Annotated in this window: 20 protein-coding genes; 9 read left to right on the top strand and 11 right to left on the bottom strand. The window is 41.5% G+C overall.

Translation table 11 applies throughout. The annotated features are described in order from the left end of the window. Positions 1–17: 17 nt before the first annotated feature. The 7 genes from HWQ44_RS14110 to HWQ44_RS14080 all read right to left on the bottom strand — a co-directional run bounded on the left by HWQ44_RS14110 (position 18) and on the right by HWQ44_RS14080 (position 6,951). Positions 18–1,874 carry an aspartate kinase gene (locus HWQ44_RS14110; protein ID WP_292719502.1) on the bottom strand — a complete coding sequence of 619 codons (1,857 nt, stop codon included), beginning with the start codon at positions 1,872–1,874 and terminating at the stop codon, positions 18–20. Positions 1,875–2,097: 223 nt separating this feature from the next. After that, on the bottom strand, positions 2,098–2,667 hold the full coding sequence (locus tag HWQ44_RS14105; protein ID WP_292719500.1) for a Uma2 family endonuclease: 570 nt from the start codon (positions 2,665–2,667) through the stop codon (positions 2,098–2,100). An 82-nt stretch (positions 2,668–2,749) separates the two neighbouring features. Continuing rightward, complete coding sequence (locus HWQ44_RS14100) at positions 2,750–2,938, bottom strand: type II toxin-antitoxin system HicA family toxin (protein ID WP_041565576.1); 189 nt, start codon at positions 2,936–2,938, stop codon at positions 2,750–2,752. A 2-nt stretch (positions 2,939–2,940) separates the two neighbouring features. Beyond that, positions 2,941–3,111 carry a type II toxin-antitoxin system HicB family antitoxin gene (locus tag HWQ44_RS14095; protein ID WP_292719498.1) on the bottom strand — a complete coding sequence of 57 codons (171 nt, stop codon included), beginning with the start codon at positions 3,109–3,111 and terminating at the stop codon, positions 2,941–2,943. A 505-nt stretch (positions 3,112–3,616) separates the two neighbouring features. Continuing rightward, positions 3,617–5,863, bottom strand: a complete 2,247-nt coding sequence (locus tag HWQ44_RS14090; protein ID WP_292719496.1) for a tetratricopeptide repeat protein — start codon at positions 5,861–5,863, stop codon at positions 3,617–3,619. 4 nt (positions 5,864–5,867) lie between these two features. Beyond that, complete coding sequence (locus HWQ44_RS14085; protein ID WP_292719494.1) at positions 5,868–6,320, bottom strand: hypothetical protein; 453 nt, start codon at positions 6,318–6,320, stop codon at positions 5,868–5,870. Positions 6,321–6,561: 241 nt separating this feature from the next. After that, a complete protein-coding gene (locus HWQ44_RS14080; RefSeq protein WP_292719492.1) occupies positions 6,562–6,951 on the bottom strand; it encodes an agenet domain-containing protein in 390 nt (129 codons plus the stop codon). A 78-nt stretch (positions 6,952–7,029) separates the two neighbouring features. On the opposite strand from HWQ44_RS14080, the gene HWQ44_RS14075 reads away from it, so the two are divergent. Beyond that, the gene (locus tag HWQ44_RS14075; RefSeq protein ID WP_292719490.1) at positions 7,030–7,218 is read left to right on the top strand and encodes a hypothetical protein; all 189 of its coding nucleotides are present in this window, start codon (positions 7,030–7,032) and stop codon (positions 7,216–7,218) included. A gap of 13 nt (positions 7,219–7,231) precedes the next feature. On the opposite strand, the gene HWQ44_RS14070 is transcribed toward HWQ44_RS14075, so the two are convergent. Further along, positions 7,232–8,173, bottom strand: a complete 942-nt coding sequence (locus tag HWQ44_RS14070; protein WP_292719488.1) for a lysylphosphatidylglycerol synthase domain-containing protein — start codon at positions 8,171–8,173, stop codon at positions 7,232–7,234. Positions 8,174–8,312: 139 nt separating this feature from the next. On the opposite strand from HWQ44_RS14070, the gene HWQ44_RS14065 reads away from it, so the two are divergent. The 6 genes from HWQ44_RS14065 (at position 8,313) to HWQ44_RS14040 (ending at position 16,732) form a co-directional block, all read left to right on the top strand. Continuing rightward, complete coding sequence (locus HWQ44_RS14065; protein WP_292719486.1) at positions 8,313–9,290, top strand: alpha/beta hydrolase-fold protein; 978 nt, start codon at positions 8,313–8,315, stop codon at positions 9,288–9,290. Positions 9,291–9,422: 132 nt separating this feature from the next. Continuing rightward, complete coding sequence (locus tag HWQ44_RS14060; RefSeq protein WP_292719484.1) at positions 9,423–10,325, top strand: alpha/beta hydrolase-fold protein; 903 nt, start codon at positions 9,423–9,425, stop codon at positions 10,323–10,325. Positions 10,326–10,535: 210 nt separating this feature from the next. Then, a complete protein-coding gene (locus HWQ44_RS14055) occupies positions 10,536–12,206 on the top strand; it encodes a phosphatidylglycerol lysyltransferase domain-containing protein (protein ID WP_292719483.1) in 1,671 nt (556 codons plus the stop codon). A 656-nt stretch (positions 12,207–12,862) separates the two neighbouring features. Next, complete coding sequence (locus tag HWQ44_RS14050) at positions 12,863–14,254, top strand: hypothetical protein (protein WP_292719481.1); 1,392 nt, start codon at positions 12,863–12,865, stop codon at positions 14,252–14,254. A gap of 580 nt (positions 14,255–14,834) precedes the next feature. Beyond that, positions 14,835–15,110, top strand: coding sequence for a DUF485 domain-containing protein (locus HWQ44_RS14045; protein ID WP_292719479.1), 276 nt, complete (start codon positions 14,835–14,837; stop codon positions 15,108–15,110). Positions 15,111–15,163: 53 nt separating this feature from the next. Then, positions 15,164–16,732 carry a sodium/solute symporter gene (locus HWQ44_RS14040; RefSeq protein ID WP_292719477.1) on the top strand — a complete coding sequence of 523 codons (1,569 nt, stop codon included), beginning with the start codon at positions 15,164–15,166 and terminating at the stop codon, positions 16,730–16,732. Between the two features lie 199 nt (positions 16,733–16,931). On the opposite strand, the gene HWQ44_RS14035 is transcribed toward HWQ44_RS14040, so the two are convergent. Both HWQ44_RS14035 and HWQ44_RS14030 read right to left on the bottom strand, forming a co-directional pair. Further along, a complete protein-coding gene (locus HWQ44_RS14035) occupies positions 16,932–17,774 on the bottom strand; it encodes a tetratricopeptide repeat protein (protein ID WP_292719475.1) in 843 nt (280 codons plus the stop codon). 233 nt (positions 17,775–18,007) lie between these two features. After that, the gene (locus HWQ44_RS14030; protein ID WP_292719473.1) at positions 18,008–18,928 is read right to left on the bottom strand and encodes a ribonuclease D; all 921 of its coding nucleotides are present in this window, start codon (positions 18,926–18,928) and stop codon (positions 18,008–18,010) included. A gap of 481 nt (positions 18,929–19,409) precedes the next feature. Between HWQ44_RS14030 and HWQ44_RS14025 the strand changes: the two genes are divergently transcribed. Beyond that, the gene (locus tag HWQ44_RS14025; RefSeq protein WP_292719471.1) at positions 19,410–19,868 is read left to right on the top strand and encodes a BON domain-containing protein; all 459 of its coding nucleotides are present in this window, start codon (positions 19,410–19,412) and stop codon (positions 19,866–19,868) included. Positions 19,869–20,711: 843 nt separating this feature from the next. Here the strand turns inward: HWQ44_RS14025 and HWQ44_RS14020 are convergent. Further along, positions 20,712–21,533 (bottom strand): carbonic anhydrase, encoded by an 822-nt coding sequence (locus tag HWQ44_RS14020; protein WP_292719469.1) that lies wholly within the window; start codon positions 21,531–21,533, stop codon positions 20,712–20,714. A gap of 477 nt (positions 21,534–22,010) precedes the next feature. Between HWQ44_RS14020 and smc the strand changes: the two genes are divergently transcribed. Beyond that, a complete protein-coding gene (gene smc / locus HWQ44_RS14015) occupies positions 22,011–25,670 on the top strand; it encodes a chromosome segregation protein SMC (RefSeq protein WP_292719468.1) in 3,660 nt (1,219 codons plus the stop codon). Positions 25,671–25,711 lie beyond the last annotated feature (41 nt).

The following is a 25,711-nucleotide window of genomic DNA, read 5'->3' as shown; positions in this document are numbered from 1 at the left end:
CAATTCCAAATTTAGTTCTATGCTGGCACAACAAATTTCTCACTACCAGCCAGTCCAAAAGCAGTGTGAATGGCTTGTAAAGCTTTAACACCTTGTTCTTGCGCCACGACACAACTAGTTTTTATTTCTGAGGTGGCAATCATTTGAATATTAATTTGCTGTTGGGCTAGCGCTTCAAACATTTTTGCGGCAACACCTGGTTGGCCTACCATACCTGCACCGACAATACTCACCTTAGCGATCGCACTATCTAAAACAACTTCACCCCATCCTAATTCTGCCGCTACTTGGATCAGCATTTCTTTTGCACTTTCCCCGTCCATCTGCGAGACTGTAAAGGCAATATCTCGCCTGGGAACCCCATCAATCACCCGACAGCGCTGAGATTGGATAATCATATCAACACTAATATTATGCTGTGCTAATAATCCAAACAATTTTGCCGCCATCCCTGGCCGATCTGGCAATTGGCGAATAGCAAGACGCGCTTGTTTTAAGTCGAGGGCGACACCGCGAACTAGAGGACAATTGGGCAGAGGGGCGGAGGGGCGGAGGGGCAGAGGGGAATCTATACACGCACTCTCCCCTGCTCCCCTGCTCCCCTGCTCCCCTGCCTCAATTTCAAAGGCGGTACGGAGTGCTAGGACGGCGCGATCGCATTGGGCGGCATCAACTACGCAACTTACTTTCACTTCGCTGGTGGAAATCATTTGAATATTCACGCCTGCTTCGGCTAATGTGGCAAACATCTTTGCCGCGACACCAGGACGCCCAATCATTCCTGCGCCTGCGATGCTGACTTTGGCAATGTTATGTTCTACCATTACCTCGGCTTCTTCCAACTTGGGGTTCGATTGACTTCTCAGTGCTGGGGCGATCGCTGTTGCTACTGCTTCTGCCCGTTTTAAGATTGGTGTGGTGACAGTAAAGGCAATGTCATTACTATTACCTTCATGAACTGACTGAATAATCAAATCTACGTCTACTTTTTGCCGAGAAATTTCGCCAAATAATCTGGCTGCTACGCCTGGTTTGTCGGGGACGCGCAACAAAGCGACCTTTGCTTGGTTAGTGTCAAATTCTACATGATCTACTGGACGGGCAATTTCTAGATTGATTAGCGATCGCCCTTGGGGTTTGGCTGATGTCACCCAAGTCCCTGGTTGATCTGTCCAACTAGACCTAACTACCAGGGGTACACCATAGTTACGAGCGATTTCCACAGCCCGGGGATGCAGCACTTTTGCACCCAAGCTAGCTAATTCCAACATTTCATCGCAGCTGATGGCATCCATCAACTGGGCTTCGGCAACTAAGCGGGGGTCTGTAGTGAGAATCCCTGGAACATCTGTATAAATTTCACAAAAACTTGCTCCTAATGCGGCTGCGATCGCCACTGCTGAGGTGTCAGAACCACCGCGCCCCAAAGTGGTAATTTCCATCTCTCCGGCGCTGGATGTGCCTTGAAACCCTGCTACTACAACTACTTTACCTGCATTTATGTGGCGAGTTAGGCGAGTAGTTTCAATATGCAAAATCCGAGCGCGGCTGTGTTCGGCTTCAGTAACAATTCCTACCTGAGCGCCAGTCATAGAAATTGCGGGTTGTCCGAGTTCCTGCAAAGCCATACTGAGTAAGGCGATGGTTACTTGTTCACCAGTAGAAAGCAGCATATCCATTTCCCGGCGGTTAGGATTTGGAGAAATTTCAGTAGCTAGTTTGACGAGTCCATCGGTGGTTTTGCCCATCGCCGAAACCACTACGACGATAGAGTTTCCAGCTTTAACAGTTTTATAAACACGCTGTGCAACAGCTTGAATCCGTTCGACTGAACCGACAGATGTACCACCGTATTTCTGAACTATGAGCGCCATAACTTTTATGCAATCAATTGTGTCTGTTTTGCTCAATGCCTCCGCCGGGTTAGGAAGCCTTGAAGATATTAATAGATATTTAGTTTACTAAAAATTGTGTAGCATACCCAATCATGAGTTGATTAAGCTGTTGTGCCTTTAATTTGCACTAATATTTTTTTCAATATGATTGTGGGGTGGGCAACATGAGCGCCCTGATAGTGCAAGTTGTATATGTAACAGCTTATTCAAAAATCACATCTTCGTAAAGTGCTGCCATTGTTTCCTCAAAATCCACGCTGTTGAGTCGAAATGATTGATGCTCTGCTGTGTAGGATTGTAAAACCCACAACCCTTGCTCATTGCGGCGAAAACACTCAACTCGCTGACGTTTTGTATTAATTAAAACATACTCTTGCAGACTTTCGAGTGTTTGATAATCGGCGAATTTGTCGCCCCGGTCAAAGGCTTCGGTAGAATTAGATAAAACTTCGACAATTAAACAGGGAAATCTTTTATAACCTGGTGTTTCTCGATCTCGTTGATCGCAAGTAACCATCACATCGGGATAATAAAAGCGATTCAGAGATTCGATTCTGGCTTTCATGTCAGCGATGTAAACACGACAACCAGAGTCGCGCACATGATTACGGAGGAGAGCAAACAGGTTTCCAGCAATGGTAACATGTGGATCTAGCGCTCCAGCCATTGCGTAGATGTAGCCGTCGATGTATTCATGCTTGATATTGCTCTGTTCCTCCATTTGGAGGTATTCTTCAACGGTGACGTAGTTTTGTTGGGGCGAGGCTATCATAGTTGAAACTTCAAGGTTTGAGTGATACTGATTTCTAGGGTAGCCTTTGCTTTTAGTGTTTCACTATGAACTAACAGATCAGTTAAAAATTAGGTAATAAACCTGCTTGTTTGCAAATCTCATTAGCAGTAATACGATCAATGGTACGATGCCGTTTTACAGGAAGAGTTTTTATCTCATTAGTATAAATTGAATGATTTCCTCCTTCCCTTAATAAATAAAAGCCATTTTGTTCTAAGTATTTAATTAGCTCTTTTCGTTTGACTGACACACTCAAACCTCTATAGGAATTTGTTCGAGCAAAGAATCACCTATGGGAATTTCTTTCTTTTGTTGGCGATAGGCAAGAATCATTTCTTTGGTTGCGTCTTGTAACATAGCCCTGCATTCTTCTAAGGTTTCTCCTTCTGTAATGACTTCTTGCCATTCAATGAGTTGTCCCATATATCCGCTATTAGTTTTTGTATATTTTGCAGTGTATGTAATTAACATTGCTATGTTTTGTGAAGATAATTATATGATTTATCGTAGCTGATTTTTTATTGCGGGGGCTGCATCTCTCTATCATTCACAACTGCATAAGTGCGATTGCCAGCTTTCGGCTCAACGATATACCAAAATGAATGCGTGAATTACTCAAATTAGTAAGCAAACTGGGGTTTGAGAAAGTAAAAGCTGCTTTTGCTTGCGTCAAACACCAAAATGAGAAAGCAAAAGCTGCTTTTGTTTGTGGAAAACACTAAAATGCGAGATTAAAAGCTGCTTTTGAGAAAGTAAAAGCTGCTTTTGCTTGTGGAAAACACTAAAATGCGAAATTGAAAGCTGCTTTTGAGGAAGTAAAAGCTACTTTTGAATAAGTAATCAGGCATTTTTACTTATTCAATATGAATTTTAGTCTAGGCGATCGCACTTTTCAGTTTTATCACGGTGCGCTTTGCACAAAACTAGCTTATTCTGGATTTGGAGGGAGGCGATCGCGAAGATTTGCCAGATATTCACGACACTTAACAGTCCAAGGATGGTTCATCGGTAATTGTTGCTCAAAAATCTTTAATGCTTGCAGATACAATGGTTCGGCTTCGGTATAACTTCCTTGTAAGTGAAAAAGTTTTGCCAAATTGTTAAGACTAATGGCAAAAAATGGATGTTCTTCTCCCAGCAGCTTGCGCCTGAGTGCCAAAGCTTGGATGTAAAGGGGTTCGGCTTCGCTGTATCTGCCTTGAAAAGAGTAGAGATACCCTAGGTTGTTGAGGCTTTGGGCGACATCTGGATGTTCTTCTCCCAGCAGCTTGAGCCTGAGTGCCAAAGCTTGAGTGTAAAGGAGTTCGGCTTCGCTGTATCTGCCTTGGGGAAAGTAGAGTCCCGCAAGGTTGTTAAGGCTAGAGGCGACATGTGGATGTTCTTCTCCTAGCAGCTTGCGCCTGAGTGCTAAAGCTTGGATGTGAAGGGGTTCGGCTTCGCTGTATCTGCTTTGGTAATCGTAGAGTACAGCTAGGTTGTTGAGGCTTTGGGCGACATCTAGATGTTCTTCGCCTAGCAGCTTACGCGTGAGTGCCAAAGCTTGGATGTAAAGGGGTTCAGCTTCGCTGTATCTGCCTTGGGAGTTGTAAAGTACAGCTAGGTTATTGAGGCTAGTGGCGACACCTAGATGTTCTTCGCCCAGCAGCTTACGCGTGAGTACCAAATCTTGGATGTAAAGAGGTTCGGCTTCGCTGTATCTGCCTTGAGATTCGTAGAGTAAAGCTAGGTTGTTGAGGCTTTCTGCAACAAATGGGTGTTCCTCTCCTAAGCGTTTTTTGGTAACTTCTAGACACTGGTTATACCAAGGTAAAGCTTGGTTATACAACCCTTGACCTTGGTAAAATCGAGCGTTACCAATAAAAGGTAAAGTTAGATCATCATCGCTGACGTATTGAATAAGATTGTTCGCTACTTCAGCTATATGAGGTATAGCGGGGGTGACATCGCTAATTTGCTTCAGGGTAAGGGTGTAAGGAATTTCTTTGGCAACTGCTACCATTACCCGACAAAGCGATCGCTTTAATTCCTCCACTTGATTGAACTCAGCCTGCTTGAGTTGAAAAAATTCCCGAATGAGTTGATGTAGTTGGTAGCTGTCCTCACCTTGAAGCAGATGCAAACTCTCTAACTCAACTCTGCTATCTTCCAACTGTTCAGCATCTTTCCCCATTTCTACACTTTCTACCAGTCCCCAGGGAATAGGAGCTAAAGCAAATAAACTCAGTAAAACACCTAACTCCTTGGCATCATCATTTAATTCTTCCCAACTTAACTCAAAAGCAGCAGCAACACCTCGTTTGACATTCAGCGTCCAAGTGCAGTCTTTTTCATCCCGTGCTAAAGATTCATGAGTTAACTTTTTTTCTTCTAACCGCCGCAACATTTCTGCTAAAGAGATTTTCCGCTTTTTCACATACCTCCCCACCAAATTCAGCGCCAAAGGTAAACAACCTAAACGCTGACAAATTTCTTTGGCATCTTCTAATTCTCGTGCGACTTTTTCTGCTCCCACCCACTCTTGTAAAAGTTCCAGTGCTGCGGACTCACTTAAAACATCTAGAGTAAATGACTGGGAAAAATCTAACTGTAACCTGCTGGTAATTAGCAGCTTAAACCGGGGTGATTGTGGTGGTAAATATTGCTCTACTTTGGGGTAATCGTTGACATCATCCAGCACTACCAACACATTCCCATCGTGCCAGCGTGACCAACAAAAATCAACTTGCTTTGGTAAATCCCAATCTTCTGGTGGTTTTAGTCCTAACTTAGCTATGGCAAACTGCAATATCTGAAGCCCAATATCTTCATCTCTAGCGCGTAACCAACAGATACCACCTGGGTAAGTGTTGAGTAACAGGTGAATCAGTGCATACTGAGTTGCTAACTCTGTTTTCCCGACTCCTCCCATACCCTCAATCGCAGCAATCACCACTTGAGAACTGTGTTGTAGCCTTTCGTGCAGACTCACTAAAGTCTCAGCACGTCCAACAAACTTGACTATACTACCACGAGGAATATTTTGAGGAATTTCCTTTGGTTTGAAAACGTCTGGCTGTTGAATAATAACCAGTAAATTCAGGATTTGGGTAATATCGCCTGTAGTCAGATTGCCGCCTACTTGTACATTTCGGAGAATGCTCTGTAAAATTTCTTCTGGGCTGTGATTTTTGCTCATGATTTTAGACTTTCATGTCCACATTACCAAGATCAAGATCGCCGCCAAATTGAGAATCAACCACCGCTTCTTGATTCACTGAACCGTCTCTTGTGGCTGACAAATTTATATTACCGACTTTAGCTTTACCTTTTACCAGAATTCCTTTTATAACTATTTGATTAATCTGCGTTTGTGCTTCATTGGCTACAGCTTCCACAGCTTGAGCAATCTCAGGATCTTTCTTCGCCGCTTCCTCTACCTGCTGCCCAATGAGATAAGCTTGACCATAATCTAAAGGTTGTGTTTTAGCCTGTTCAATAACCTTCGCCGTGCTAGGTTCCTTGCGTTTGAGCAGAACTAACAACTTTTCGCCTTCGTTCCAAGCCTTTTCGCCGATGATTTCCCCAGTTTTTTCAAAGGCTTTGGTGATTACCAAAGTTGCGATCGCAGCGGCTGTCAGTGATACTGGCTCCATAAGTTTGCCAAAGTATACGAGATTTTATTTATGGTTCTCAGTTTAACAGAGCCAAGGCGAATGGAATTCGCGGCTACACAAACAAAGTCCGCCTCTGCGGACTAAGGAAAATTGAGGGTTTGAAACCCACGGAGGTGGGTTTTGTCTGTGTAGCTGCGGTTTATAACCGCCCTTTTAAATTTAAAGGGACGACTTCAACAAGTGAAATCGTCCCTTTAAACTTATAAAAGTGAAATATTCCCTATCTGCTTACTCTGGAAGGTTCAACCCACTCATCCCAAGAGCTATCGTAGCCATCATAAGTAATTTTATAAAGATCGTTACTAAGTTCTAAAATCTGCCCTTGATACCATTTTCCCTTCCACAAAATTCTCACTGCATCTCCAACTTCAAATGATGCCCGAAAGCGTGTAGCGCCAACCCATTCATTCCAGGAACTGCTGTAACCATCGTAGGTAATATAGCACTTATCATCATTAACCTTAAGTACCGTTGCCGGATACCATGCTTGCTTCCAAAGAACTTCAGCCTTTTGTCCCACAGAACAGGGTGAAGCCGCAAAAGCGCTAGGAATTAATGTTCCTACCCAAGTTGCCATAAATATGGCACCAAACAATACTTTGTTTTTCATGACTATTCCTCTCCACAAACAGTAAAACCAAATTTTGATAATGATTTATGGAAATCTACTTCAAAATTTGCAACTAACTTGTTACTATTTTTGTGGGATTTGTTTAGCGATCGCCTCAGCAAAAATTATGATTTTTCACCGCTAGTTGTGAAGATATCGCCTTTAAAATTAGCAGTACTTATCGATTTTACTTACTTGAAATTATTAGATCCCAAACTTCTTCAAGAAATCGGGGATCTATCTGTTAGTATTCATACTGAAACTTGACTTTACAGGTTATTCATTTTTGTAAGTTCCCTGCTCTAAATCGAATTTCATAAAGTCCTAGCAAACCTGTCGCTACTAGCAAAGGTAAGAAATAATAGATTCCCCGATAAGCTAACATTGAACCCAAAACTGCCGCCGCCGAAACTTTTGAGGAGAGAATCAGCAAAATTATAGTTTCAAATACTCCCAAACCACCGGGGACATTACTAACCACACCTGCAAACATCGCTAGTAAATAAATTCCCAAAAAGTCTAGATATGACAAAGATATATTGCTAGGAAGTAAAGCATAAAGAACCGCCGCCGCAAGAATCCAGTCAAAACTAGAAATTGCTATTTGAGCCAGGGAGATTTTAAAAGAAGGAAATCGAAATTCATGCCCACGAATTATTAATGGTTGTTTAAGAAGAATACTTCCTAGTAAATAAACCGCAACCAATAGCAGAAAAATTACGCCGATGGGGCGCACAGTAGCAAAAGGTAAATGTAGTTGAGTGGGAATTTTGAGGGGATTGATGAGGAACAATAAACCGGCAACGGCAAACATCCCCAACCAAAAGGTAAAATTGGCGAAGGCAATTACTTGAGCGATCGCAACTGCTGACACTCCCCAATTAGCATAAAATCGATAACGGATAGCACTGCCAGTTAGCAAGGCAAAACCTATAGTATTGCTAAATGCAGAGCTAATAAAGTTAGTGAAAGCTATCTTATTCCAGCTTAGGGAACGATTAATGTAGTTAAAACCTAAGATATCGTACCCAATCATCACCAGATAGCCCAAAGCTGTCAGCCAAATTGCCCAACTTAAGCGACTTTTGGGAATAGCAGCTAGAGAGTTGAGGATATCACGATAATTATACGCACGCAATTCGCTAGCGATCGCCCACAAAGAAAGTACCAGCAGCAGCAAGCCAAACAGTGTGCTGATATTGAGTCGCAGCTTTTCAAGCATTTAAAAGTCCTTTTGACTTGACAACCAGTCGCAAACTTTCCATCACCTTGACACAGCATTGACAAATGGTAATGGCAGAGTTGGTTAATCACGCGATCGCCAATTGGTTAAAAAGTAAGTTTATAATTAGTCTTCAAAGATGAACTACAAACTATCGGAAATTCTATTGCTATTATCAGTATTATCCCTAGTTGGCTGTAATTTATCCCAAAGTGTGGTAGCAAAACCACCGCAACAGCAGAATTTACAAACAACGCCTTCCGTTCTTCCAACCCAGCGTAATACTAGCAAATCTGCTCCTCTCCTAACCTACAAAATTGAAACCTACCATAGTCAAGTGATGGGCGCAAGTCGCACTTACGGTGTTTCTTTACCTCCTGGCTATGAGCAAAATCCAAAACAAAGTTATCCTGTAATCTTTCTCCTCCACGGTGGACATGGGAACCCCACTGATTGGCTGATTCAGAACAAGGGAGAAGCTCTCAAGACTGTGGAACAACTTTATATTACAGGTAAGTTGCCACCCAGCATCATCATTACACCAGATGGCAACGACAAACGTGGCTCTAGTCCCTACCGAGATCCTGAATATATCGATGGCCCAAACGGTAAAGTCTCCACAGCCGTGGGAGATGAGTTAGTAAAAGTTGTACAAAGCCGTTATCGTACCCGAACTAATCCAGATTTTTGGGCAATAGGTGGTTTATCTTCTGGTGGTTGGGGAGCAATGAATGTGGGATTACACAACCCGAATCATTTCTCGATTTTATTTAGTCATAGTGGTTATTTTCATGATAAAAGCGGCCCCATAAATAGCCCAATAACTTATATTAAAACCGTTCCCCAACAATCTCAAAAAAAGTTGAAAATTTACCTGGATTCGGGTACATCAGATATTGAAGAAATTCACCAAGCTGAACAATTTACTCAAGTACTAAACAAACTCAAAATTTATAATTTATTTCGTCAGTTTCCTGGCAGTCACACTTGGCAATACTGGCGGGAACATTTAGCAGATTCATTGACTTTTGTCGGTGAGCAATTCCGATCTGCTGAAATAGCACACAGGGCTAGTAATTTAGGTATTAATCAGAATAAAAATACTCAAAAAAATTAGCAGTGAAAAAATAATCTTATTTTGCAAAACTGCTGATATTTAAACGTCAATGTGGAAAACCCTGCTGCCATTTGTCAGCAGATTAACTATATTAAGTTCTGATGGAGGTGATTTTTTTAATGCTAAAATAATATGAAGATTTCTAAACTTTTAATTAGCTTGGTGGGAGCGATCGCACTTCTCACTACCGCTGGTTATTATTATGTATTCATCTTAGGTGCGCCACAACTAGACCCACCCCACAAAAAGGCAAATACTGGGCTAAAGTTTCAATTAGCAAGCTTCAACTCCCAAGCAATGGGTGCAGTCCGTAACTACGGTGTGATTTTGCCCCCTAGTTATAACAAAAATCCGCAAAAGCGCTACCCCGTGATATTCTTGCTACACGGTGGTCATGATGATGCCCGTGCTTATGCTGATAAATATGCAGTCTTAGACGTACTGCATGAACTTTATCAAAGTGGAAAATTACCGCCATCGATTGTGATTACACCTGATGGTAATGATAATCGCGGTTCCAGTCCTTTATACGACCCCAATTATTTTGATGGGCCAAATGGCAAAGTAGGGACTTTAATTGGCTCAGAATTAGTACAAGTTGTCAAGTCGCGCTACCGCACTTTAGAAGAACCTCAGTTTTGGGCGCTAGGAGGTCTGTCTTCTGGTGGATGGGGGGCTTTTAATATTGGGTTACGCTATCTCAACAACTTCCAGATTTTGTTTAGCCATAGCGGTTACTTTACTGATAGCAGCGGTTCCCAAAATAGTCCCCAAGAAATTGTGCAACAGCTACCAGTTGAAGATAGGAAGCGATTGCGTGTTTACCTGGATGCAGGTCTGAACGATACTAATTTGCTGGCTTCTACTAAAGCCTTCAACGAAACCTTAAATAAATTAGGCATTGCTCACGTATTTTATGCATTTCCTGGAGGTCATGGTTTGTCTGGTGCAAATGTAGGCTGGAACTACTTTCACAAACATCTCAAAGATTCGCTCTCCTATGTAGGTGAACAGTTTAAAAAAGTCAAGAGTTAAAATTTTAAAATTCAGGTTCTACGCTGCCCTGGTGTTACAGGATTAAAATTAAGGTATTATAGATAAAATTCTAAATATTAAAACTTCATCTGTATAAGGTAACACAGCCTATAAGCCTAGTTTGTTTATTCCGTTAGTCCATAAAAAGATTGCTAGAGCCAAAACTCCTAACTTATAACTTATTTCCTTCTAATTAATACTATTAGACTAATGACTAATAATTTAAAAACTCAGATTGGACTTTGGAGTGCAACTTTCCTAACAGGTTTAGTCGGAGTAGTAAATTTGTTGTCAGCAGTGACACCTAACTTATATGAGCGAAATCACTGGTTAAAGGAACTTTTACCATTTGAAATTCGTGCCAGTGGTCATATATTTTCAGCGTTGACTGGGTTTGTTTTACTAACAGTTGCTACTAATTTATTACGCCGAAAAAGAATAGCCTGGTTACTTACCATTGCTTTACTAGTGATTTCCATTTTCAGCCACTTGCTGAAGGGACTTGACTATGAAGAAAGTCTACTCTCTGGAGTTTTACTAGTGCAATTAATCTTGATGCGCCCTTTTTTCACGGCGCAATCAGACCGTCCTTCGATTGCACGGGGAGTTCGAGTGCTGATCAGCGCTTTATTATTTACGCTGGCATACGGAACTATTGGATTTTACTTGTTAGACGGCAAGTTTTCAGAAAACTTTAATTGGCGTGAAGCTGTACTTCAGACTTTATCGATGTTCTTCACTGAGGATAATTGGGGACTGCAACCAAAAAGCCGATTTGGAGAATTTTTTGCTAATTCTATCTATATTATTGCCGCAGTCACTATTACTTATGCAATAGTAATGCTATTGCAACCTGTGTTTTGGCGAAATCTAGCAACTCTAAATGAGCGGCAAAGAGCAAAAGAAATTGTCGAGCAATATGGATATTCTTCTTTAGCAGCGTTGACGCTTTTAAATGATAAAAGTTATTATTTCAGTCCTTCGGGTAATAGTGTAATTGCTTATGTTCCTAAGGGACGGGGTGCGATCGCATTAGGAGACCCCATAGGCCCCATTGAAGACCGCAAAGAGACAATTATTGCTTTCTGGCAGTTTTGCCAGCGCAATGACTGGTATCCTGGCTTTTACCAAACTATGCCCGATGATGTTCAGCTTTACAAGTCATTAGGGTTTAAGGTACTCAAGATTGGAGAAGAAGCGATCGTTGACCTGAAGAGTTTTACCTTACAAGGAAAAGCCGGTAAAAACTTTAGACCATCAATCAGTCGTTTAACTAAGCTAGGATACCGAATCGAATTTTACCAACCACCGATAGCCAATAATTTATTGCACCTCCTCAAACCTGTGAGTGATGAATGGCTGAAAATGGTACAAGGTTCGGAAAAACACTTTTCTTTGGGTTGGTTTGACGAAGCTTACCTGCGAGAGTGCGAGATTGCTGTGGTGCATAATCCTGAAGGTGAGATTAGCGCCTTTGCCAACATTCTCCGGGAGTACCAACTCAACGAAGCCACTATTGACATGATGCGACACCGCCCGTCTCTTGAAAATGGCACAATGGACTTTCTATTTATTTCCCTGCTGCAACATTTTAAAGATTGTGGTTACGACAGCTTTAATTTCGGTCTTTCTGCCCTTGCGGGAGTTGGAGATAACCCAGAATCGCGCCGCTTGGAGAAAGTATTGCACTATCTTTACGGGCATTTGAATCGCTTCTACAATTTCCAGGGATTACACGCCTACAAAGAGAAGTTCCGCCCCCGTTGGGAACCACGTTATTTGGTTTACCCCAGTTTAGCCACCTTACCAGATGTAGTTGTGGCATTGATTCGCGCCGATTCAGGCGATCGCCTCTTTGATTATTTCAAACCCGGAGCCTAAATGTGGACTCAAAATAACTCGTAATGATTTTGACCTATTAAGCGATCGCCACAATCATAGAGCATCTTTGCACAGACAAGTATCTGCTCCTATCGCAAACACAACGAATTTATCCGAACTGACTTAGAGGCGCAAGGGTAAGGAAGCATCTATTCTGGCGTTATTCCGCAGTATGGCATAAATCATCGGTAGCCTCATAATATCATGTTCGGGTAAAGACTTATCATTTAGACCGCAGGGGTGCAGGGGGCAGGGAGCAGGGAGAAAGAGGTTTTCCTGACTTTTGCGGTAATCATAAGTAATTAACCGGACTTGATATAAAACCTCATTGCAGAGCGATGTTTATCACAGGCTGCGCCTACACAACTTGGCATTTATATGATACAATTGTACTATAAAAGTAAGAATATCTGGTGAGTATGCAACGCACAGTTTACCAGGCGATGCTCAAAGTTTGTAGTAACTGAACGCCCATAATAGCTAGTTCGTGGATCTAATTATGAGCGCACAATATTTGTGTAGGATATGCCAATTTTAGCATTTATTTGGCATCAAATTATTGTGTTTTTGTACTTAAATTTTAGCAGATTATAACAGCTTATTTGGGAAGAAGAATAGACTTCAGTAACCGTAGCTTGAAAATGGAAGATAGTAAGATGACGAATCAGAAAATTTCTCTAGTAGAACTAATCCAAATTTTTGCCCAATATCGCCACAATATTATTGTCAATATCAAGCACCTGCAAGAGCATTATCAAAGAACAGGTATCAAGCGTGTTAGAGGTGTTAGAAACGAAAATGGAGAACTGCTCCAACCTTGGTTGCGAACAGAATATATCGATAATGCTGAATATGTTGGTATGGGTGAGTTTCAGTTTAACCGCAATACTGCTACTATCAACATGCTTGTTAAACGGAAAGTCAAACTTGCCAAATTTGAAGACCAAACTCCCACTCTTGAGGTAGCAGGTTTGCTAGTAAATGACCTCAACACCTTTAATAATTACACGCTTGTAAGTGACGGAAAAATAAATGTGAAGTCCTTACAAGTAAAAATCAGCAGTAAAAAAGTCTTTGACTTACTAAAAGTAAAAGGCATTCTGGATACAGAAGAATTTGACTTCAGGGCTGAATATACCATTCAGTTAGATAACTTGCCGCTTGTAGGTGCTAATAGTCGTTACAGTAGTATTGATGGACTATTCAATGAATTAGCAGAAATTAAAGTACTGACTAGTATTATTTGCGCTCACTTGAAAAAGGAGTCAGATGTATTTATCGAGGCGCAGTTAGATGAGTTTAAAAAGCACTATCTGTCCAAGAATATTTACATTAACTTTCCGACAACTAACGAATATGCTGATATCAACGAAGCTTTAGTTAATGGAACTATTGACTCAAGATTTAGCTATAAAATTGATATCGGCAGTCAAGATATCCTGAACCTGAATAAGTTCCCTTCTGCTAACAGGTTTCTCAATAGAATCTATCGTCTTTATGACAAAGAAACTGGAGAAATTATCATGAAGCCGAGTTTTGAGATGGCATTTAATCAGAATCTTGCAGTTAGGCAGAGGTTATTGTCATCACGCACCAAGATTACAAAAGTTGACGAGTTGATGAAACCAATTTTTGATGATTTTCTTGGACTTGAGCAAAATGGTATTGTTGGACGTATTCTTAAGAAAGTTGGTGCTGATAGTTTGGCGCAGTTATTGCCGGATAAACAAGCTGGTAAGCAGATTAGTAAAGAAGAAATGGTTACAGCTTTAACAGCGGCTAATAAAAAGCTAGAACAATATGTAGAAAATATCTACCAAGATAAAATCTCTCCCTTGGTATTTTACATTGGTTCTACTGGACTATTGCCAAATAAAATTGAAGCAAAAGCCATGAGTGCTGATGAAGCTGCTGCTAAATACCCTAATTTGCAATTTTCTAAATATGAGCAAGAAGGTACTTTTTTTGCAGTTGGTGATAGTATAATCAGCATCTATACCAAGACTGAATTTTATAGCAAACTTACTTCTGTGTGTATAGATAGTTAGATTATATATAGCAATTCTATTTGATTCGTGAGAATTGCAACCCGCAGAACCCCGACTTATTTAATAAGTTAGGGTTCTTATTTATTGCGAGTGATTAAAGATTGTTATAATGGTAATTATTATTATTAGAGATTTCCTAAAATACAGCTAGACTTTGGACTAATTGTAGAAGAAATTGAACTTTTGGATGAAGACATTAAAAAAATAACACTCACTATAATCTGTAAAGACAATAACAAAAAAAGGCTAAAGTAAATTATCTTTAAATTCTTATTGATGTACGTATTTATTTTAATTTTTTTGATCTCTCGACTATGTTTTTAGTATAATTCAGCACTTTTAGCACATAAAATTACAACTTACAGATAGATCAGTTTATTTGTATCTAACTGCATCTATAGTTATGTGTCTCTGACTCAAAACAGAGCTACTATTCTCTTTTTATTTTGATATATCGCTCTGCAAAGTTAATTTTATTACCTGACATAGCAATAGATTTACTAATAATCTTTAAGAAAATTACGCAGAAATCAACTTCAATGAGACAATCTGACCTAATCTTCTCAACCTAAAGGAAGACATGAACGATCGCACAAAGGCTCTCCAGGCTCTCGCCGCTGAACGTTGGCGGGTATCCCTGATTCTCAGTGGAGCCATGATGTTTATTTACTTCGGCTTTATCCTATTAATCGCGTTCAATAAGCCTCTGCTGGGGTCATTAGTATTTCCTGGCCTTAGCCTCGGAATTTTACTAGGGGCGTTGGTAATTGTCTCAGCATGGGTATTAATTTTTATCTACGTGCGTTGGGCAAATAGTAGTTATGACGACCAAATCGCAAGGCTGACACGTAAGTAAATTAGCTATTAGCAATTTCTAGTCCCAAATCCAAAATCCTAAACCAAAAAAGCATGAATAGTGTGTGGTTCGATCCGCTATTAGCGGCGGATATTACCAATCTTGGTAAGTTTAACCCGTTGGCGATCGCTTTCTTTTTTCTGTTTGTTGTCAGTTCTTTAGGCATTACCTATTGGGCAGCAAAGCTGACCAAAAATACGGCACAGTTCTATACAGCTGGCGGTAAAATCAGCGGTTTCCAAAATGGGCTGGCCCTAGCAGGAGACTTTATGAGTGCAGCTAGCTTTTTAGGTATTGCTGGGCTGGTGGCACTCAACGGTTTTGACGGCTTAATTTATTCTATCGGCTTCCTGGTGGGTTGGCCGATTGTCATGTTCCTAATTGCCGAACCACTACGTAACTTAGGTAAATACACTTTTGCCGATGTAGTGGCTTATCGCTTGCAGCAAAAACCTGTACGGATCGCATCTGCGATCGGAACGCTGGTAGTGATTAGCTTTTACTTAATTGCCCAAATGGTAGGCGCTGGAGAGCTAATCAAACTGTTGTTTGGCTTTGATTATGAATTAGCTGTGGTTATCGTCGGTTGCGTGATGATGGCTTATGTGATTTTTGGCGGGATGATTGCCACCACTTGGGTACAAATTATCAAAGCAGTTCTGTTGCTCGGCGGAACTATCTTACTAGCTATCTTGGTACTGGCACAATTTGGCTTTAACCCACTTGCTCTTTTCGCCGCTGCATCCCAGAAGTATACAGGTGTATTAGCTCCGGGCAAACTGGTTTCTAACCCCTTGGATGCTATCTCTTTAGGGATGTCGTTGATGTTCGGCACTGCTGGATTACCTCACATCCTAATGCGTTTCTATACAGTACCCGACGCCAAAGCAGCGCGGCTCTCTGTTACTTACGCTACAGCTATTATTGGCGTTTTTTATCTCCTTACCTTCATCCTGGGCTTTGGAGCGATGGTACTGGTAGGTAAAGATGCCATCGAGAAAATTGGTACTGGTGGTAACATGGCTGCGCCAATGTTGGCAGAATTTCTCGGTGGTGATGCTTTCTTAGGTTTTATCGCCGCTGTTTCTTTTGCGACGATTTTGGCAGTTGTTGCTGGGTTGACACTCTCAGGTGCGGCTGCATTGTCCCACGATTTGTGGGTGAACGTAGTGCGATCGGGTCATGCTGACGAGTCAGAACAACTGAAAGTGGCTCGTGGTGCGACAATGGTTTTGGGGTTAGTGGCGATATTCCTGGGCATCTTGTTTAAAGGGCAAAATGTGGCTTATATGGTAGGTTTAGCATTTGCGATCGCTGCTAGTGCAAACTTCCCAGCATTGCTCTTATCAATGCTTTGGCGACGCTTCACTACCAATGGTGCAGTTGCGAGTATGTTAGTAGGTACTATCTCCTCTTTAGTGCTGATTTATTTCTCACCGACTATTCAGGTAACGATTCTCAAGCACGCTTCTGCACCTTTCCCGCTGAAAAATCCTGGATTAATTAGTATCCCACTGGCGTTTATTGTGGCAATTGTCGTTTCCCTATTGAGTACTGAACAGCAGGCACAGGAAAAATTTGCGGAAGTTGAGGATCGAATTCACATTGGTTCTGGGATGTGATTTTGTCAAGGCATAAACAAGTAAACTTAAGCCTTAGCGAATGGAATTGCCTGCGGCACACTGCGTGAACGCGGCTACACAAACAAAGTCCGCCTGCGCGGACTAATGAAAAATGAGGTTTTTTTAACCCACGTAGGTGGGTAAAGCCTCGTGTAGACGCGGTTTCTAACCGCCCTTTTCATGTTGGCTCTACTTTTGCCTACTGTCCAAGTTCTTTGATATTATTCATCACTTGTTGGTATAAGTCGTTGTTACCCTGACTTTGAAAAATGCTTGCTGCTTGTTGTAAGTCTTTGAGTGCCCCCTGTTTGTCTCCATTAGTAGCGCGGGCATTTCCCCGGTTATTGTAGGCAGGGGCAAAGTTACGATTGATGCGAATAGCTTCATTATAATCTTCGATCGCCCCCTGGGGATCTCCATTGGCAGCACGGGCATTTCCTCGGTTATTATAAGCGATCGCATATTTGGGGTTGAGGAGAATCGCCTGGTCAAGATCGTCTATTGCCCCTTTTTTGTCTCCATTGGTGGCGCGGGCATTTCCCCGGTTATTATAGGCTTCGGCATAGTTGGGATTGAGGCGAATCGCTTCACTGTAATCTTTAACCGCTTCTCTGTTACCTCCTAGTGAAGCGCGGGCATTTCCTAAGTTATTGTAGGCTTCAGCGTCGTTAGGATTGATGCGAAGGGCTTGATTGTAATCTGCGATCGCTTTTTCTTTGTCTCCCAGATCAAAGTAGGCTAGTCCTCGACCGTTGTAGGCAGCCCCATACTGAGAATTTTGACTAATTGCCTTACCATAAGAAGCGATCGCAGCTTGCAAGTCACCATTTAAATGCTGATTCTTTCCCTGAATATAGAATTCTCCACCTTTAGAAGTTGTAGCTGAACGACGACTAGGTTGACTAACTCCTATTTCTGTCACCAATACATTGTCATTCTTACTACAAGAAACGCTGCTAATTGCAGTCAATGTAGTAAAAATAGCTATGGTAAATAAAGTATTTACCCTTGTTCGCTTTTGCCCAAATAAACGCCGTCTCATAAGTTAATATAAACTGCCATAACACCTGAATGGAATTAATACCAAAATCTAGATTTTAATTCTTTAACTCAATAATTATTCTAACTTTTGATAAACGTTTAAAGTCAATTGACAAAGTTCCCTGATATTTTATAGATTTATAAGAAAAAGCCGGAGGCAGGAATGATAAAATTTCCAGATTTATTCTTTACAATAACTCTATAAAATCTGGTATTTGTAGCCTGATGAACAATTTACTCATCCTCAGTTTGACTCTCTTGAGTTTTGGTATTTAGCCGCCAAGAGGTGGTTTTGTCAATATCCACAGAAAGTTGTTCTAGATTTTGCCCTAAATCTTTTTGGAGTTTCTGGGTTAGTGTGATTGGAAAATCTAAATTAATACCTTGAGTTTGTGCTAGCCTTGCCAATTCTGTAAAAGTAGCTTTGACTGTAGTGCGCTCATAACTAGTCAGCTTATAATCAGAAGTTTCAGATATATTCTGAGCTTGCATAGCTTTTTTCATCCGTTCTTGCAAATGCTCAAATTCTGAATTCAACAACTTCCATTGCTGCTCAAGTTGCGAGTATCTGGTACTTAGTGATATTAAGTCTTCAGTTGCGGGTTCGGGGCTGGCTTGGGCTTGTAATCCTAACAAGTTTAAGTGGATTTGAGCAAGATAAATACAATCTAAGTAAGCATACTCTATCTGTTCTTCAGTTAGGGGACGTTTTCCCCAATCGCTTTTTTGTTCTTGTTTGTCGATATTGTTAAAGCTACAAAGTGCAGTAGCTATAGTCTTGAGTTGGTAGTTGGGTAATGGTAAAAGATAGTAGGGAATTTTTTTTGCCATTTCCAAAGTGCAGGTTATATTTTTGGCTTTCTTGTTACCGAGAAGCTTGATATCATAACTAGCATTGTGAAAAACTTTTTCAATGGCAGCCTTTATCATAATTTCTTCAATAAATTCAGCTATAATATTAGGCTGATCTAGGACATCTAAAAGATAGACGCGATCGCCACTCATATCTTGAGGATTATCTAATACCTGAATCAGCGATAGTCGGGGATTACGACTTTTATAGTCAGCGACTTCTGTATCTATCCACAGCGTTTTAGCATTGGTATATTCAGCGATAATGGCACGAATTTCGCTGGCGGAAGTAAGGTAGGGCATTGGTTAATATTTCCTGATTATTTAGGGCATTGTAAGTAAGCCATAGTTTTATAAAGTAACATTTTGTTTGTAAGTCTGCTGACACAGGATTGCAAAAACGCTGAAGTTTTTAGTTGTTGCAGCTATGCCCGTTATAGACATCGCCAAATTGGCTCAAATCTGATAATATCGACTCACCACTGTAAAGCGGCACAGTCTCAGCTTTATAAAGCCCCTTAGCATCTGCGTTAAATTGACAGATAACCACAGACTGTATGCAGACCTATACTGGTCAGTAACAGTCAAGAAAATTGAATTGGCGCTTTTAAAAAGTGGCTGTAAAATCTTAGCCTCAAGAAATTGTCCAAATTTCAATTTTCAGTAACCTGAGTGCCTGCTTGGGTGCTTTTGTTGCTCCACATTTAATTGTTTTTTAACATCTGCTCCTCACCATGACACACACCTCAATTAATTGCTTCAAGGACTCAATTCGGAGATGATAATGAAAAAGCTAATTCCATTACTAGTTAGTAGCATTTTGGTAGTTGGTACTTTTGGCTGTCAAGAGGCTCCTAAAACTGGTTCGGAAACTCCTAGCACTACTAATGAAGCAGCTCAAGCACCAGCAAAACCAGCTTCTCAGACAAATCAAACTGCCAAAGTTCCAGGAACAGAAACGACTCCTGTAGCAGCTAGTACAAGCACTAAAGTTAAAACTAGTGCTGAAAAAACCGCAGCAACAAAAACCAAGGGTGATTTAAAAACCGAAGTTAGTCAAAAGTTGAACAAAGGCTTACCAGGTAATAAGTTACAAGTTGAAAACAAAGAGGGTGAAATTATCCTCAAAGGCACAGCGACTTCTGCTGAAGAACTCAAAAAAGCTGAAACCTTGGTTAAAGAAGTTCAAGGTGTGAAAACAGTGAAGGTAGAAGCAAAAGTTGAAACTGTGAAAAAACCATAAAAGAATAACTGAAGCTTTCAGTTCGCATCGGTATGAAAGCCAAATAGAGACTTACATCTGTGTAAGTCTCTATTTTTTACTTCCTTAAATAGAAGTAAGGAATAGGTAGTTGATACCACTTGAGTAACTTTATATAGCTGTTCTCGGTTAAATACAGCAATTTTCATGTATTTGAACCACATCTGTCGTAAGGGCACGGCATACCCATTGGTGTCAACTTAAGGTAAAGCCAGCCTAGAACGAGCTGTCTCATTGTCTCGTTCCCAGTCTCCGACGGAGAATGCTTTCCTAGAGGCTCCGCCTCCCTTGCTGGCGGCAGAACCGCTTTTGAGTTGCATTTCCAGCCTCTGGGCTGGAAACGAGATTTGAAAGGCTTTCAGCTTAAGTTGACACCAATGAGCAATGTTGTGCGCCTACCGTGTGGTCTATTTAGGGACTTCCAAATAAAAAAATATTCAATTAACTCTTGTGGGGTGGGCATCTTGCCATTAGTGTCAACTTAAGGTTAAAACCCATTTGTCAACGATAGGTTTTGTTAGGAACGAAGTATAAAGGTGAACTTTTTTCTGACTTTTATACGCAAGCTGGTAGTGATGCTAATAAACAAAGCATTAATAGTCCATGAAAAAGTTCGTTTTTTGTCCCTTGAAAACCGAATTTTTAAGCCTAAATGCTTATTGACATAGGAAGTTTGAGCTTAACTTGACACCAATGGCATCTTGCCCGCCCAGTCCAATATTGGATAATTTATTTCTTGGAGTTCCCTTACCTGAAATAGCTGTAAGGTACAAAATCCCACCTCTAACCCTCTAAGAGATGTTTGAAATTCTATATTTTCATCTTTCAACTTCCATTATTTGAACCTCGATAAATTCGCTCCATCTGCTCTGGAGAAAGTTGTCTCATTGGAAACCACTCAAATGGAGAAACAGACTGTTTCTCATAAGGTTGAACATCATCTTGCGGGTTTTGAGGGTAACGCACTACTACATTGGTATTTGAAACCTGACCTCTAAACGACTCATCTATCTCCAAATCTGCAAGCTGAGTTTGAGGCAAAACATAAGCGTGCTTCTGGGGATCGTATGCGAAAACTTCTCCTGTTTCAATGTGATAAATCCAAGCATAAATGCTAAGTTCTCCCTGATAAAGCTTAGAGTGAATCACTGGATACGTCCGCAAATTCTCAATTTGAGTAAGAACATTTTCGGCAATCATAATCTCTAGCAGTTCTTCTTCGCCGTAGTGACTGTAGTGGTCTATAACTAGCCTTCTAGTTGCCTCTGCATATTTAAGCCAATCATGTACAAGCGGCATTTCATCGCTGAGATTGTGTAACTTCATTAATCCTTTCATTGCACCGCAATGAGAGTGACCACAAATAATAATTTGGCGAATATCTAAAGCTTGAACAGCATATTCAATTGTCGCGCCTTCACCGCCATTACTTGCCCCATACGGTGGAATAATGTTACCTGCATTGCGAATGACAAATAATTCACCAACTTGGGCTTGTGTAATTAAATTTGGATCGAGACGCGAATCAGAACAGGTAATAAATAATACTCTGGGCTTTTGACCCTGTGAAAGTTGCTCAAACAATTGTTGATGTGTCGAAAAATAGCTAGATTTAAATTCGCGCAGACCTTTAATTAATCTCTTCATTACTAAGTTCTACAAATATTTTGGGTTAAGAACCATATCACAGACAACAGATTGAGGTAGTAAAGATGACTTTCTTTCTACGTTTTTTCAATTGTAAAGATTACTATATTATAAATTCATTTAGTGCTTTTAATACCCTCTAACATTGGGGTGAGTTGCTTTTTTCACTTCCTCCCCCTGTTACTTAGCAACTCATATTACTGTATCAGAATGCCTTGATCCTATTTCAAATTTTTGAATTACAAGTAATTAGTCGGACATGATATTATCTGTCTGCTCTGGGAAAATTTGATGGTCAGTTTGCGACATCAAAAATTTTGCCGTACACTGAGCGTCGCCTGCGGTAAGCCTTTTGGGTGAAACTTGCAGGCTCACCGCAACGCGTCTACTATAATTTCCAATTCTCCCCCTTACCCTCTTGCGAATTCTTAATTAGTTGATACACTTGTTCTTCATTAGCCCAGGGAACCAGCGCCTATGGTGCACATCAAGCGCGTGGAACTTACGAACTTCAAATCCTTCGGTGGCACTACTTCTGTCCCTTTGCTACCGGGGTGTACTGTCATATCTGGGCCAAATGGTTCGGGTAAGTCCAATATCTTAGATGCACTGCTCTTTTGCCTGGGACTCTCCAGTTCTAAGGGAATGCGAGCCGAACGCTTGCCGGATTTGGTAAATAATACTCAAACGGCTAAAGGACGTGCTTCGATTGAGGCTAGCGTCACGGTGACATTTGATTTGTCGGATGAAATTTCACACAAAGACACAAAGACACAAAGGCAGGAAGTAGAGGAAGTAGGGGAAGTAGGGGAAGTAGGGGAAGCAGGGGAAGCAGGGGAAGAAAATCTAAAATCCAAAATCCAAAATCCAAAATCGGGAGAGTGGAGTGTTACTAGAAGGCTACGAGTCACTCACCAAGGGACTTACACATCGAATTACTATATTAATGGTGTACCTTGCACATTAACAGAGTTGCATGGGGAACTAAGTAATCTACGGGTTTATCCTGAAGGCTACAATGTGGTGCTTCAAGGGGATGTCACCAGCATTATCTCGATGAATGCGCGAGAACGGCGGGAAATTATTGATGAATTGGCTGGAGTGGCGGCGTTCGATCGCAAAATTGTCCAAGCCAAATCAACTTTAGATGAGGTGAAGGAAAAGGAAGATAGCTGTCGGATTATTGAAACGGAATTAACTGCACAGCGCGATCGCCTTTCCCAAGATCGGGCGAAAGCTGAGAAATATCAAAAACTCCGCACAGAATTTCTGGCAAAACAATCCTGGGAAGCTGTTTTATCATGGCGATCGCTACAAGCACAACAAGAAAAGTTAGTTCATGAAATTCAAACAGGCGATCGCAATTTTACTGAGCTGACTACCCAACTCACAAACCTAAATTCCCAAATCGTCCAAAAAACTGCGGAACTGGAACATCTCAATGCCCATGTGAAAGCATTGGGAGAAGACGAACTTCTGGCGGTACAATCTACCCTCGCCACCCAAGAAGCAGAACGTAAACAACTCCAGCGTCAGCTAACCGAATTACAAACAGCTTCCCAAGAAACTGCCAAACGTCTAGCTCAAACTCAACAAGAAATTCAAAAACATCGCCATTCCCTAGAAGAAATTGCCGAAACACACATTGTAGAGACGCGATTCATCGCGTCTTCCCAGCAACAAAGGGATGAAGCACAGCAAGCTCTAGAAACCTCCCGTGAAGCCGCCGCAGAAATCGCCTCAGCATCAGAAGCGTGGGTGCAGCAACAAACGGCATTCAACCGTCAAATTGAAACTTTGCTGCACACCCTAGAACCGCAACGCACCGAACAAGCCCAACTCAGGGAACGCAATAATCAGTTACAGCAGTTAATCCAAGAGCAAACTCAGTTAATTGAACGCGATGAACCTCTGTTAGCAGAAAAACAAACTGAGTGTAATCGAGTTGAAACGGAATTTAACGCCTCTAGCGAACCCATCCAAAATTTAGCCCAAAATCTCTCAGCTACAGAACAAGAACTGCAAATTCAACAGGAAACCCAAAAACGGTTACTTTTTGAACAACGAGAAAAACAACGCCAATTGGATAAAATCGAGGCGCAAACGCAAGCACAGCAAGAAGTCCAAGGAACCCAAGCGAGTAAGGTCATTTTACAATCGGGCATACCTGGACTTTGTGGCTTAGTTGTGCAGTTAGGAAAAGTGGAACCCCGCCATCAGCTAGCTTTGGAAATGGCTGCTGGGGGACGCTTGGGACATATTGTGGTGGAAGATGACAGTATTGCCGCAGCGGGTATTGAATTGCTCAAACAGAAACGTGCAGGGAGAGCGACTTTTTTACCACTGAATAAAATTCACGCTCCCAAATTTACTCAAGATGCAACGCTGCGTTTTGCTAGCGGCTTCGTTAACTATGCTGTGAACTTAGTTGATTGCGATCGCCGTTACAAAGATGTATTCAGCTATGTTTTCGGTAATACGGTAGTTTTTTCTAGCCTGGAGGCGGCGCGGAAAAATTTAGGGCTGTATCGCATCGTCACCTTAGACGGGGAATTGTTAGAAACCAGCGGTGCAATGACTGGTGGTAGTAACAGCAATCGTTCAGCGTTGCGGTTTGGCAATGCAGAAGCGGCGGAATCTGATGAAGCGATCGCTTTAAGAAGTCGCTTGGTGGATATTGAACGGGTTTTAGAGCGTTGTACGGAAGCGATCGCCACTTTGTCAACCAAAGCCAAAAAACTCACCCAGGAACTCACAGAAGCGCGTCAGGCGCGGCGCGAACAGCAGTTGCAATTGGAACAGTTGCAGAAAGACATTAAGAATTTAACAACGCAGTTAGAGGGAACGCGATCGCAACTCGCCCAAAACAGCCAAAAGTTAGCCACTGCTCAATCCCGATTGGAAATTTTAGAGCGGGAATTACCTGGGCAAGAAAATGAGTTGCAACAATTGCGACACGCCTTAGCAGAGTTGGAAGCGTCTAAAACCCCCAGTGAATGGCAACAAATCCAGGCAACCATTAAAATCCAAGAGCAACAATTGCAACAACGTGAAACAGCGTTACGCGAAGCTGAACAAAGATTAAAAAATTTAGAAAATCAGCAACAACGTTTGCAAGAAAAAATCCAAGAAGGTGAAACGCGAATCACCGAATATGAAACCCAACAAATCTCTTGTAGAGAAGCGATTCATCGCGTCTCCACACAAATCACAACGATAGACGAGCAAATCACCCAAACCCGCGCCAACCTCAGCCTTATGGAGCAGAATTTGGGTGAAGAGAAACAAAAACGTGACGCTACAGAACTGGAAGTGCGATCGCACCTTTTGCGTCAACAACAATTAGAATGGGAAATCCAAAAACTCCAAGAAACCCAAGAGAAGCGGCGGGAGGAACTAATTGCACTGCAAACTCAATTGCGAGATGTGGGAGCAGAATTACCAAATCCCTTGCCGGAAGTTCCAGATCAGGTAGACTTGGAAGAATTGCAGAAAGAATTGCGATCGCTTACCAAACGCTTACAGGCAATGGAACCTGTTAATATGCTGGCGTTGGAAGAATACGAACGCACTCAAAACCGCCTCCAAGAACTCACGCAAAAATTAGAGACATTAGAAGGAGAACGCACCGAATTACTTTTGCGGATTGAAAACTTTACCACATTGCGGCAACTTGCCTTTAAAGAAGCTTTCGATGCTGTCAACGAAAACTTTCAATCAATTTTTGCCATTCTTTCCGACGGCGACGGCTTCTTGCAACTCGAAAATCCCGAAGATCCCTTTAGCAGCGGTCTGAATTTAGTTGCACATCCCAAAGGCAAACCAGTACAGCGCCTAGCATCCATGTCTGGGGGAGAAAAATCACTCACAGCCTTGAGTTTTATCTTTGCCCTGCAACGCTACCGCCCATCGCCATTTTACGCCTTTGACGAAGTAGATATGTTCCTAGATGGAGCAAACGTAGAGCGATTAGCTAGAATGATTAAACAACAGTCACAACAAGCGCAATTTATAGTTGTGAGTTTGCGTCGTCCGATGATAGAATCAGCCGAACGCACAATTGGCGTAACTCAAGCACGAGGAGCTTACACTCAAGTTTTGGGGATTAAGTTACAATCATCCAATACATCTGCTTGAGTTTTTGTTAATAATAGTGTATAGATAAACCGGATTCGAGA

Origin of the sequence: Nostoc sp. JL34, from assembly GCF_017114945.1 — a bacterium.
Classification (GTDB): domain Bacteria; phylum Cyanobacteriota; class Cyanobacteriia; order Cyanobacteriales; family Nostocaceae; genus Nostoc.
Note: the sequence above shows the minus strand (reverse complement) of the source record. Positions and strands in the feature narration are given on the sequence as shown.